The organism is Ancalomicrobiaceae bacterium S20 (assembly GCA_040269895.1).
Classification (GTDB): domain Bacteria; phylum Pseudomonadota; class Alphaproteobacteria; order Rhizobiales; family Ancalomicrobiaceae; genus Methyloraptor; species Methyloraptor flagellatus.
This window is the reverse complement of the sequence record CP158568.1, coordinates 4,862,441-4,874,512: the sequence shown is the minus strand read 5'-3', so window position 1 is coordinate 4,874,512 and position 12,072 is coordinate 4,862,441. Positions and strand designations below refer to the sequence as shown.

At 68.0% G+C, this 12,072-nt stretch carries 7 protein-coding genes; 4 read left to right on the top strand and 3 right to left on the bottom strand.

The window, feature by feature from the left end; translation table 11 throughout:
* Nucleotides 1-162 precede the first annotated feature (162 nt).
* Entirely contained in the window at nt 163-522 is a 360-nt protein-coding gene (gene cpdR / locus ABS361_22000; GenBank protein ID XBY44636.1) for a cell cycle two-component system response regulator CpdR, read from the bottom strand.
* A gap of 371 nt (nt 523-893) precedes the next feature.
* Between cpdR and ABS361_21995 the strand changes: the two genes are divergently transcribed.
* Nucleotides 894-1,802, top strand: coding sequence for an N-formylglutamate amidohydrolase (locus ABS361_21995; protein ID XBY44635.1), 909 nt, complete (start codon nt 894-896; stop codon nt 1,800-1,802).
* 495 nt (nt 1,803-2,297) lie between these two features.
* Nucleotides 2,298-3,086, top strand: a complete 789-nt coding sequence (gene hisN, locus ABS361_21990) for a histidinol-phosphatase (GenBank protein ID XBY44634.1) — start codon at nt 2,298-2,300, stop codon at nt 3,084-3,086.
* Between the two features lie 21 nt (nt 3,087-3,107).
* Here hisN and ABS361_21985 read toward each other — a convergent pair whose 3' ends face one another.
* Nucleotides 3,108-4,415, bottom strand: a complete 1,308-nt coding sequence (locus tag ABS361_21985; protein ID XBY44633.1) for an alpha/beta fold hydrolase — start codon at nt 4,413-4,415, stop codon at nt 3,108-3,110.
* A 479-nt stretch (nt 4,416-4,894) separates the two neighbouring features.
* Between ABS361_21985 and ABS361_21980 the strand changes: the two genes are divergently transcribed.
* Nucleotides 4,895-5,347 (top strand): Hsp20 family protein, encoded by a 453-nt coding sequence (locus ABS361_21980; GenBank protein ID XBY44632.1) that lies wholly within the window; start codon nt 4,895-4,897, stop codon nt 5,345-5,347.
* A 150-nt stretch (nt 5,348-5,497) separates the two neighbouring features.
* Here ABS361_21980 and ABS361_21975 read toward each other — a convergent pair whose 3' ends face one another.
* Nucleotides 5,498-6,547: a beta-eliminating lyase-related protein gene (locus ABS361_21975; protein XBY44631.1), complete on the bottom strand. Its 1,050-nt coding sequence runs from the start codon at nt 6,545-6,547 to the stop codon at nt 5,498-5,500.
* 727 nt (nt 6,548-7,274) lie between these two features.
* On the opposite strand from ABS361_21975, the gene gltB reads away from it, so the two are divergent.
* Entirely contained in the window at nt 7,275-12,026 is a 4,752-nt protein-coding gene (gltB, locus tag ABS361_21970; GenBank protein ID XBY44630.1) for a glutamate synthase large subunit, read from the top strand.
* Nucleotides 12,027-12,072: the final 46 nt, after the last annotated feature.

The window sequence follows — 12,072 nt, the reverse complement described above, 5'->3', positions numbered from 1 at the left end:
GGTTCGATCGGGGGCGCAAGAGGCGTTTGAGATCGCCCGACGCTTACCCGTCGCCCCGATCCCGTGCCTGTGGAAAAGCACCGGGCGGATGGGCACGCAGCCGGCACCCCGCCCGACCGGCGCGAGGCCGGCCAAGCAGGATCGCGGGTATCGCTCGTGCCCTCAGGCGGCGAGCATCTTCTCGACCTCGCGGACGAGGTCGCGCAGGTGGAACGGCTTGGACAGCACCTTGGCGTCCTTCGGGGCGTTGGAATCGGGGTTCAGCGCCACCGCCGCGAAGCCGGTGATGAACATGACCTTCAGGTCCGGATCGAGCTGCGTCGCGCGGCGAGCGAGCTCGATGCCGTCCATCTCGGGCATGACGATGTCGGTCAGGAGCAGCGTGAACGGCTCTTCGCGCAGACGCTCGTAGGCGCTCTTGCCGTTGTCGTAGGAGACGACGTCGTATCCGGCATTCTGAAGGGCCTTCGCCAGGAAACGACGCATGTCGTTGTCGTCTTCGGCGAGAAGGATGCGGGCCATGGGATCCATAGGGACTCTCGAGGGTCTGTGCGGAAAACTCGACCCCTAGTGATCGGGGAGCGGCGTAAATATACGGTGAAACGACCGGCACGCCAGTGGTCACATTCCCAAGGGGCCGTCCTGCCGCCGCGCGAAGACGACCGATTGTGACCCGAAATCGACAGGGGAACGGACAATCCCGGACCTGGGCGCCGGGCTGCACGCGCCCTGGCCGGCTCGATCAGGCGCGAGCTCCGCGCGTCGAACATACGTGATCGGTGCGACTGCGTGGAGACATGGACAAGCCGCCTCGTTTCGGCCCATCATCACGCAATGCTTCGCGTCGGGGGTCCGGCGCCGACGCAAAAAAGGGCCTGGAACGAATGGGCTTCATGGACCGGTCCGGAGACATGCGCGTGGTTCGGGGCTTCGACGACGAGCCCGCGCACGACATCCTGGTTCCGCGCGAGTCCCGTGCCCCGTTCCTGTTCAATTCGCCGCACTCCGGCGCGGTCTATCCCGAGACCTTCCTGGCCGCCTCGCGGCTCGACCGCCGCACGATCCGCCGCTCCGAGGACAGTTTCGTCGATGCGCTGTTCGCCGCCGCGCTCGACCACGGCGCCACGCTGATGCGCGCCAATTTTCCGCGCGCGTTCCTGGATGTGAACCGCGAGCCCTATGAGCTCGACCCGAAGATGTTCGTCGGCCGGCTGCCGCCTTACGCGAACATCCGCTCGCTCAGGGTCGCCGGCGGGCTCGGCACCATCGCGCGGATCGTCACCGATCAGGACGAGATCTACCGCGGTCCGCTCGCGGTCGAGGAGGCGCTCGACCGCATCGAACGCATCTACAAGCCCTATCACGCCGCGCTCCGGAAGCTCCTGGCGCGCATCCACGTCGCTCACGGCTACGCCGTGCTGATCGACTGCCACTCGATGCCGTCGGTGATCCGCGGCCTCGATGCGCGCCACCGGCCGGATTTCGTGCTCGGCGACCGCTACGGCACGAGCTGCCATCAGGGGCTCGTCGACGCCGCGGCGAACTCGCTGCGCGCACTCGGCTATACGGTCGCGCGTAACAAGCCCTACGCCGGCGGCTTCATCACCGAACATTACGGCCGCCCGGCCAAGGGCCTGCACGCGCTGCAGATCGAGATCAACCGCGGGCTCTACATGAACGAGGAGACGTTCGAGCGCACCGCCGGCTTCGATCATCTCGCCGCCGACATCGCCGTCCTGATCGGGGACCTCATCGCCAGCCTCGATGCCCGCTTCGGCCCCGACACGCTCGCCGCCGAGTGACGAATCACCACTCCTTCGCGCGGACCGCGGTTCTCGGCGCCCGGAGCGATCGCGAGCGTGGCCGCCGCGCTCCGCCGTCATCATGTCGGGTGGCTTGTGCCCGGCGGCGCGCCGCCCTTCGAACCGAAGGCCAGGAGCCCGTGCCGGTACGGGCGGACAACCCGCGCAGGCGGACAAAGGGCAGACAAGAAAAAAGGGCCGCTCGCGAGGCGAGGCGGCCCAAGTCTAGGGAGGAAACGCCCAAGGAGGGCAGCGGGACGACGCATCAGCGCCGTACCGCACTGCAACAATATGCGGACGCACCGCAAAAAAGTCAAGCCGATTGACCAATCGGTCTAATTCGTCGCAAGTGGCGATATGGGGGTTTCGAGCCGATTTTGCGCCTTCCGGCGGCAACGGGCCCGAACTTTCCGCTCCGAGTGAAAACAAAAGCGTCATTTTCTGTCCTATCGGCGTCGACCGCGACAGATCGCCAAACAGGAATGCATATCTGAAATGCAAAATCTTGCAGAGCTGACGGCCTTTTTCGACGAGCTCGCCGACACCTCGGGTGCGGTGATCCTGCCTTATTTCCGCGCCGCGCTGGCGGTGGAGAACAAGCTCGCCGGCGGCGCCTACGATCCCGTGACGGTCGCGGACCGCTCCGCCGAACAGGCGATGCGGGCGCTGATCGAGGCGCGCTATCCGGCGCACGGCATCCTGGGCGAGGAGTTCGGCGCCGCCCGCGCCGACGCCGACACCGTCTGGGTGCTCGATCCGATCGACGGCACGCGCGCCTTCATCTCCGGCCTGCCGGTCTGGGGCACGCTGATCGGCCTGACCGAGGGCGGCAAGCCGGCGCTCGGCATGATGCACCAGCCGTTCACGCGCGAACGCTTCTTCGGCGACTGCCGCTCGGCCCGCTACAAGGGTCCGGACGGCGAGCGGGCGATCAAGACGCGCGCCTGCGCCGATCTTTCCGACGCGGTGCTGTTCTGCACGACGCCGGCCATGTTCAACGCCGAGGACCGCGCGGCTTACGACCGCGTCGAGGCCGCGGTGCGCCTCGCCCGCTACGGCGTCGATTGCTACGCCTATTGCATGGTGGCGGCCGGGCAGGTCGATCTGGTGATCGAGGGCAGCCTGCAGCCCTATGACATCGTGCCGCTGATCCCGGTGATCGAGGGCGCCGGCGGCGTCGTCACCAACTGGACCGGCGGCCCGGCGACCGCCGGCGGCCGCGTGGTCGCGAGCGGCGACCCGCGCCTGCACGAAAAAGCGCTGGCGAAGCTGGCGGCCGGGTGAGGCGGCGAGCGTCGCTCGCCTCTACGGCGTCCCTGGGACGAACGCGTCGAAGGCCGCCCAGAACTGCTCCCGGTGAATGTCGGCTTCCTGCAGGATCTCGTGCTTGGCGCCACGCAGGAGCAGCAGGTCGGCCGCCTTGGTCGAATGGGCGAAGCGCTCTGAGGCCGGCGTAGACACCACCTCGTCGGCGCCGGCGGCGATGATCAGCGTCGGCATCCGGTAGGCGGCGAGGAATTTGGGGTCGTTGACCTCGTCCTGCGCCGCCAGCGCCTCCGACAGCCAGCCGACGGTCGGCGAACCGATCGCCAGATCCGGCATGTCGTAGGAGAGCCGGGCGTTGCGCTCGTAGCGCCGCTCGTCCGAGGTCAGGCGATTGTCCTTGAACGGCTTGCAGTGGATCGCGCCGCTGGTGCCGGCCGGCACATAGGCCCGCCGCAGCAACAGCGTGCGGAACACCGCCGCGAGCGGCCGGACCAGCGCGGGCGGCACACCATAGTCGCCGAGCCCGAGGAACGGCGCCGTCAGCACGTAGCGGCGGAACCGCGTTTTCATCTCGGCGGCATTCTGGATCAGCACCAGACCGGCGGTCGAATGCCCGAGCGCGAAATAGGGCGGCGGACACTGTGGGATCATCACCGCCTCGACAAAAGTCGCGAGGTCGGTGCCGTAGTCGCTGAAGTGCTTGACGTGGCCCTTGCGGCGGTTGCGGATCACGCGATCCGAACCGCCCTGCCCACGCCAGTCGACCGTGGCGACCACGAAGCCGCGCACCTGCAGGTCGCGCACGGTCTCGAAGAAGCGCTCGATGAACTCGGCCCGGCCGTGAAACAGCGCGACCGTACCGCGCGGCGTCGCGGTCGCCGGCCGGAACACGGCCCAGCGCAGCCGGATGCCGTCCTCGGTCATGACGTAGCCGGCCGACGCGCCGGGCGGGATCGGGTTGTCCGGATGATCGACCAGGACGCCGGCCGCCTCCGCCGACACCGGATCGAAGGCTTCCACCTCGGCCTGCGGAAACCTCGAGACGGGGACGGCCTCACCGGCAGTCTCGACCCTGGCGGCGGGCTCGACCGGGGCGGCGAGCTCGGCTTGAGTGGCGGGGTCAATCTGGGCGGCGGGCTCGACCGGAGTGGCCGGTTCGGCCGGAACGGCGGCCTGCGCCGCGGCCTCGACCGGCGTGCCGCCGCCCCCGGCGGGGACCATGACGGTCACCGCATCGCGATCGTCTTCGGCAGGCGCGGGTCGCGGCGCGCCGGGATTCGACGTCCCGGCACGCGACGCCGCGACCTCGGGCTCGGCGGACGACGGCTGATCGGACGATTGCGTCATGGGGGCTCGCGGGCTGGAGGCGGGTCGAGGGCGTCCGGCAAGACGCGATCGAACCATCTGGCCACCAGGGATACCGCGGCTCGGACCCGCCCTCAACGGGCGATCGCCGGGGGAGCCGACCCGACGGGGAGCCTCACCCATCGATAGCAGGTCCGAGCCGCAAGGGACGGGAAAAGCGACATCCCCGATCCGCGAACGACTTTGGATCCCGGCCGCTGAACGGTTTCGGAAACCGTCGTTCACAGGCCGTTCAGGCATGGAAACCGTGCGCAAGCGCCGCGCGGCGGTCACGCTTGCCCGAAGTCTCCGCCCCCCTCTTGAAAGCCCCGAACGAGCTTCCCAACTGATGGGAGCGGACGCCGGAACCGGGTCCGCGAGGAAGCGTCGAGATGTCGGCCCGATGGCGGCATCACCCGGAAAGCACGGGATGAGGACGGCTTCCCCCATGAACTGAGTCGCTCAACAGGAGGACTTCATCCATGCGTATCGACTTCTCTCCGCTCTACCGCAACACCGTCGGCTTCGATCGCCTGTTCTCGCTCATCGACCAGGTGTCCAATGGCGAGACCGCTCAGCCGACCTATCCGCCCTACAACATCGAGCGGACGAGCGAGAACGACTACCGCATCACGCTGGCGGTTGCCGGCTTCGGCGAAGGCGACCTGACGCTCGAGTCCAAGGAGAACACCTTGACCATCAAGGGTGAGCGCAAGGACGTCGAGGAGGGCCGCGAGGTTCTCTATCGCGGCATCGCCGCCCGCGCCTTCGAGCGCCGGTTCCAGCTCGCCGACTTCGTGGTCGTGAAGGGCGCGACCCTCGCCAACGGCCTGCTGCACGTCGATCTGGTCCGCGAGATCCCGGAAGCCAAGAAGCCCCGGCAGATCCCGATCGCCAATGGCGGCGCCAAGCAGATCGAAGCGGCTGCGGCCTGACTGAACTTGGGGTCCGGGCCGCGGTCCCAGCCGCGCCCGGTCCCCGCGTCTGCGTCGAGTGTGCGTGACAGTACCCGCGTGTGACACGAAAGCGCCCCCGAGCCAGGCTCGGGGGCGCCTTTCGTTTGTGCGGGTCGGAGCGCGCGGCGATCAGCCCAGCAGCGACACGAACCGGTCGACGTCGGCCGGGTCGGTCGCGAAGCTCGCGATCAGCCGGATCATGATCTCGCCGTCGCGCGGACCGTCCTCGGGCGCGAGACCCACGGTCGACCATTCATAATAGTGTGCGCCCGCGGCCTTCAGCCGCGCGTCGGTCTCGGGCGTGATGAAGGCGAACACCTCGTTCGCCTCCGGCGTCCAGGCAATCCGCGCCCCGGAAGAGGCCGCGATGCCCGTCGCGAGCCGATCGGCCATGGCGTTGGCGTGCGACGCGAGCGCGAGCCAATGTCCGCCGTCGAGCCAGGCTTCGTACTGAGCCGTGGCGATCCGGTGCTTCGACAGGAGCTGGGCGCCGCGCTTGCGCAGATAGCCGAGCGCATCCTTCTTCGAAAGGTCGAACAGCACGACGCCCTCGGCCATCAGGCAGCCGTTCTTGGTGGCGCCGAACGACAGCACGTCGACGCCCGCCTTCCAGGTCAGGTCCGCCGGCGTGCAGCCGATCCGGACCAGCGCGTTCGAGAAGCGCGCGCCATCCATGTGCAGCGCGAGACCGCGGCCATGTGCCACGTCGGCGATCGCGCGGATCTCGTCCGGCCGATAGACCGTGCCGAGTTCGGTCGCATTGGTGATCGACACGATGCTCGGCTGCACATGATGGACGACGCCGGCGGGCAGTTCGGCGAGTGCGTCCACCAGGGTCGGCGGCGCGATCTTGGCCCGCGCACCGGGCAGCCCGATCAGCTTCGCGCCGGTGAAGAACTCCGGCGCCCCGCACTCGTCGACCTGGATATGGGCCTGCGCATGCGAGAGCACCGCGCCCCAGCGCGGCGTGAAGGCGGCGAGCGCCAGCGCATTCGCCGCCGTGCCGGTCGTCACCGCGAAAAACGCCACCTCGCGTTCGAACAGATCCGACAGGATCCCTTCGAGTCGCTTGGTGTCATCGTCACCGCCGTAGGCGCTCCGGGTTCCGGCGCAGCAATCGCGAAGCGCCTCGGCCACCTTCGGCGAGGCGCCGGCCCAGTTGTCTGATGCGAAGATCATGTCGCCCATACGCCATGGATCGCCCCTCGCGACAAGCCGGCACAGCGCCATGCCGCCATCTGGAATCGGCATGGGCGGAACGCGACGGAAGGCGGGCCGCACCGCAACAAAATTATCCTGACGGTGAACGAAGTTTCGGCTTGTTGCGCAAACGCCACCCGGACCCGCAACAAATCATCCTTGCCCATGTTGCGGACCCTGTCGTTTTCTGGCATGGTCCGGCCGTTAAATAGGACAGCAATGCTGTCCCAACCTGTGGGGCACGGGAATTGCTCGACGGGTTGGCAGGGAGCTGGCTCGCAGGAGACCTCCGGACGTCGGGTGAGAGGCGGAAACGCCCGGCCGACGGAACCGGAACCCGAGGTTTCGCGAGCGACGGCGGGGGCCGCGACGACGGACGCTGGAAAGACCGACGGATTGCTACGATCCGTCCGGTTTTCGATGTCCGCGCGATGGTCTAAGACCGACGTCGGAACAGACGCGAGAGGACGGCGGACGAGGCGACCCTGCACGGGTCTGCGCGTCGCCGCGGTCTCGAAGACGAATTGCGGCCGGTCCGGACGGCATCCCGCAGCGCGGGCGACCGACCGGACGAGCCGCCGGAAGTGGAACCGGTCCGATCCGGCTCGTCGCACGCCTCGACGTGGTCACCCCCGGGTGAGCGTCGGGAACGGCGCGGTGCGGGAGAGGACCAATGATCATGTGGACGAAACGCGAGGACGGATCCATGGCACGGATCGAAGCTGAAGGACATTGGGGCGCCGGCTTTGAGGCCCGCACCGCCAAAGCCGCTGACGCATACGCGGTTCGCGCCACGAAAAATCCGCTGCGCGGCGAAGAGGGCATGTATGACCCCGCCCTCGGCCAGGACAGCTGCGGCGTCGGCTTCGTTGCCCATCTGAAGGGCACCAAGAGCCATTCGATCGTGCAGGATGCGCTGAAGGTGCTCGAGAACCTCGAGCATCGCGGCGCCGTCGGCGCCGATCCGCTGATGGGCGACGGCGCCGGCATCCTCGTGCAGATCCCGCACCGCTTCTTCGCGGAGGATTGCGCGCGGCTCGGCTTCGCCCTGCCGGCCGCCGGCGAATACGCCATCGGCCAGTTCTTCCTGCCGCGCGACGCGGCCGACCGCGACCGCGCCGTCGCGATCATCGAGCGCGCCGTGACCGCCGAGGGCCTGTCGCTCCTCGGCTGGCGCGACGTGCCGGTCGACAACGCCTGCCTGTCGGACGGCGTGCGCGCGACCGAACCGGTGATCCGCCAGCTCTTCGTCACCTCGAAGACCCCGTTCGCCTCGTCGGACGACTGGGAGCGCAAGCTCTACATCGTCCGCAAGGTGATCTCGGGCGAGGTCTACGAGGCCGACTGGAACGGCGCGACCAAGCGCAGCCAGGACGCGTTCTACGTCGTGTCCTTCTCGTCGCGCACGGTCGTCTACAAGGGCATGTTCCTGTCCTACCAGGTGGCGGCCTACTACAAGGATCTCGCCGATCCGCGCTTCGAGAGCGCCATCGCCCTCGTGCATCAGCGCTTCTCGACCAACACCTTCCCGTCCTGGAAGCTCGCCCATCCCTATCGGATGGTCGCGCACAACGGCGAGATCAACACGCTGCGTGGCAACGTCAACTGGATGTATGCCCGCCAGGCGACCACCACGTCGAAGCTGATCGGCGAGGACATCGAGAAGATCTGGCCGATCTCCTATGAGGGTCAGTCGGACACGGCGTGCTTCGACAACGCGCTCGAATTCCTCGTCCAGGGCGGCTACTCCCTCCCCCACGCGGTCATGACGCTGATCCCGGAAGCCTGGGCCGGCAACCAGATGATGGATGCCGAGCGCAAGGCCTTCTACGAGTACCATGCCGCGATCATGGAGCCGTGGGACGGCCCGGCCGCGATCTGCTTCACCGACGGCCGCTCGATCGGCGCGACGCTCGACCGCAACGGTCTGCGCCCCGCCCGCTACGTCGTGACCGACGACGATCGCGTGATCCTGTCGTCGGAATCCGGCGTGCTGCCGATCCCGGAGGAGAAGATCGTCCAGAAGCTCCGGCTGCAGCCGGGCAAGATGCTGTTGCTCGATCTCGAGGCCGGCCGGATCGTGTCGGACGAGGAGATCAAGCACCAGATCGCCACCGCGCACCCCTATGCGACCTGGATCGACGAGACCCAGCTCGTCATCGAGGACCTGCCGGAAGTGCCGGCCCAGGCCCCGAAGACGCTGGAGTCGCTGCTCGATCTGCAGCAGGCCTTCGGCTACACGCAGGAGGACCTGAAGCTCCTCCTGCCGCCGATGGCGGTCACAGGGCAGGAAGCGGTCGGCTCGATGGGCACCGACACGCCGATCTCGGCGCTGTCGCACCAGCCGAAGCTGCTCTACACCTACTTCAAGCAGAACTTCGCCCAGGTGACGAACCCGCCGATCGATCCGATCCGCGAGGAGCTCGTCATGAGCCTCGTGTCGTTCATCGGCCCGCGGCCGAACCTGTTCGACCTCGAGGGCTCGGCCGCCCACATGCGGCTCGAGGTGCGCCAGCCGATCCTGACCAACGAGGATCTGGAGAAGATCCGCGCGATCGCCAACGTCGCCGACGAGGCGTTCCGCTCGATCACGATCGACATCACCTATCCGGCCGCCAACGGCGCCTCCGGCATGCGTGCCGCCCTGGAAGCGATCTGCGTCCAGGCGGAAGCGGCCGTGCGCGTCTCCGCGACCGGACAGGTCTACAACATCATCATCCTGTCCGATCGTGAGATCGGCGCCGGCCGCATCGCGATCCCCGCGCTGCTCGCCACCGCCGCCGTGCATCACCACCTGATCCGCAAGGGCCTCCGGACCCGCGCCGGCCTGGTGGTCGAGACCGGCGAGGCGCGCGAGGTGCACCACTTCGCGCTGCTCGCCGGCTACGGCGCCGAGGCGATCAACCCCTATCTCGCCTTCGACACGCTGCAGGCCATGAAGCCGCAGTTCCCGGAGGAGGTCGACGAGCACGAGATCGTCCACCGCTACATCAAGTCGATTGGCAAGGGTCTGCTCAAGGTCATGTCCAAGATGGGCATCTCGACCTACCAGTCCTATTGCGGCGCGCAGATCTTCGACGCGATCGGCCTGAAGTCGGACTTCGTGAAGCAGTACTTCTTCGGCACCGCGACCAAGATCGAGGGCGTCGGTCTCGACGAGATCGCCCGCGAGACGGTCGAGCGGCATCGCCGCGCCTTCGGTGACGATCCGGTGCTGCGCCACGCGCTCGATGTCGGCGGCGAATACGGCTTCCGCCTGCGCGGCGAACAGCATGTCTGGACGCCGGACGCGGTCGCGCACCTGCAGCACGCGGTGCGCACCACCGACTACGCCAAGTACCGCAAGGAATACGCCGACCTCGTCAACTCCGAGGCGCAGCGCCACCTGACCATCCGCGGCCTGTTCCGGATCAAGCTCGCCGAGGAGGCCGGCCGGGCGCCGATCTCGATCGACGAGGTCGAGCCGGCGGAAGCGATCGTCAAGCGCTTCGCCACCGGCGCGATGTCGTTCGGCTCGATCAGCCGCGAGGCGCACACCACGCTCGCCATCGCCATGAACCGGATCGGCGGCAAGTCGAACACCGGCGAGGGCGGCGAGGAAGCCGACCGCTTCAAGCCGCTCGCCAACGGTGATTCGTTGCGTTCGGCGATCAAGCAGGTCGCCTCGGGCCGCTTCGGCGTCACCACCGAGTATCTGGTCAACTCCGACCAGATGCAGATCAAGGTCGCGCAGGGTGCCAAGCCCGGCGAGGGCGGCCAGTTGCCCGGCCACAAGGTCGACGCGGTCATCGCCAAGGTCCGGCACTCGACGCCGGGCGTCGGCCTGATCTCGCCGCCGCCGCACCATGACATCTACTCGATCGAGGATCTGGCCCAGCTGATCTTCGACCTGAAGAACGTCAACCCGGCCGCCGACGTTTCGGTGAAGCTCGTCTCGGAAGTCGGCGTCGGCACCGTCGCCGCCGGCGTCGCCAAGGCGCGCGCCGACCACATCACGATCTCCGGCTTCGAGGGCGGCACCGGCGCTTCGCCGCTGACCTCGATCAAGCACGCCGGCAGCCCGTGGGAGATCGGCCTCGCCGAGACCCAGCAGACGCTGGTCGTCAACGGCCTGCGCTCGCGCGTCGTGCTCCAGGTCGACGGCGGTCTTCGCACCGGCCGCGACGTGGTGGTCGGCGCCCTGCTCGGCGCCGACGAGTTCGGCTTCGCGACCGCCCCGCTGATCGCGGCCGGCTGCGTGATGATGCGCAAGTGCCACCTGAACACGTGTCCCGTGGGCGTCGCGACCCAGGATCCGGTGCTGCGCAAGCGCTTCAAGGGTGCGCCCGAGCACGTCATCAACTACTTCTTCTTCGTCGCCGAGGAAGTGCGCGAGCTGATGGCGGCCATGGGCTTCCGGACCTTCGACGAGATGATCGGCCGCTCCGATCTGCTCGACCGCGAGGCCGTCGTCGCCCATGCCAAGGCCAAGGGTCTCGACTTCGCCAAGCTGTTCCATCGTCCGGAAGCGACGGCGGAAGAGATCCGTCACACCGGCCGTCAGTCGCACCCGATCGACGACGTGCTCGACCGCAAGCTGATCGCCGAGGCGGCCCTGGCGCTCGAACACAAGAAGCCGGTCAGGATCGAAGCCCCGGTCAAGAACGTCGACCGCTCGGTCGGCGCGATGCTCTCCGGCGAGATCGCCAAGCGCTTCGGCCACGTCGGCCTCGCCGACGACACCGTGCACATCAAGCTGACCGGCACCGCCGGCCAGTCGTTCGGCGCCTGGGTCGCGCGCGGCGTGACCCTCGAGCTGATCGGCGATGCCAACGACTACGTCGGCAAGGGCCTGTCGGGCGGTCGTCTCGTGGTGAAGCCGCATCCGGACAGCCGGATCGTGCCGGAGCGCTCGATCATCGTCGGCAACACCGTGCTCTACGGCGCGGTCGAGGGCGAGTGCTACTTCCGCGGCCTCGCCGGTGAACGCTTCGCGGTCCGTAACTCGGGCGCCGTGGCGGTGGTCGAGGGCGTGGGCGACCACGGCTGCGAGTACATGACCGGCGGCGTCGTGGTCGTGCTCGGCCCGACCGGCCGCAACTTCGGCGCCGGCATGTCCGGCGGCGTGGCCTATGTGCTCGACGAGGCCGGCGACTTCGGCAAGCGCGTCAACATGGCGATGGTCGATCTCGAGCCGGTGCCGGAAGAGGACATGCTGCTCGAGCGTCTCCACCACCACGGCGGCGACCTCGAGTTCAAGGGCCGCGTCGACGTCTCCGGCGACATGACCCGTCACGACGACGAACGGCTCTACCAGCTGATCTCGAACCATCTCCACTGGACCGGCTCGGCCCGCGCCAAGGAGATCCTCGACAACTGGGAGACCTTCCGTCCGAAGTTCGTGAAGGTCATGCCGGTCGAGTACAAGAAGGCGCTCCTGGCCATGGAGAAAGCCCGGATGAACGTCGCGGCGGAGTGAGCCGCGACATCCCCCGGCCGGGTCATCGCCCCGTCGCATCCGATCG

What these genes read in the sequence shown, in the direction of transcription:
- ABS361_21995 (XBY44635.1), top strand. Translation starts at nt 894, where the DNA reads ATGGACCGGTCCGGAGACATGCGCGTGGTTCGGGGCTTCGACGACGAG.
- ABS361_21985 (XBY44633.1), bottom strand. Translation starts at nt 4,415, where the DNA reads ATGACGCAATCGTCCGATCAGCCGTCGTCCGCCGAGCCCGAGGTCGCG.
- ABS361_21975 (XBY44631.1), bottom strand. Translation starts at nt 6,547, where the DNA reads ATGATCTTCGCATCAGACAACTGGGCCGGCGCCTCGCCGAAGGTGGCC.
- hisN (XBY44634.1), top strand. Translation starts at nt 2,298, where the DNA reads ATGCAAAATCTTGCAGAGCTGACGGCCTTTTTCGACGAGCTCGCCGAC.
- cpdR (XBY44636.1), bottom strand. Translation starts at nt 522, where the DNA reads ATGGCCCGCATCCTTCTCGCCGAAGACGACAACGACATGCGTCGTTTC.
- gltB (XBY44630.1), top strand. Translation starts at nt 7,275, where the DNA reads ATGGCACGGATCGAAGCTGAAGGACATTGGGGCGCCGGCTTTGAGGCC.
- ABS361_21980 (XBY44632.1), top strand. Translation starts at nt 4,895, where the DNA reads ATGCGTATCGACTTCTCTCCGCTCTACCGCAACACCGTCGGCTTCGAT.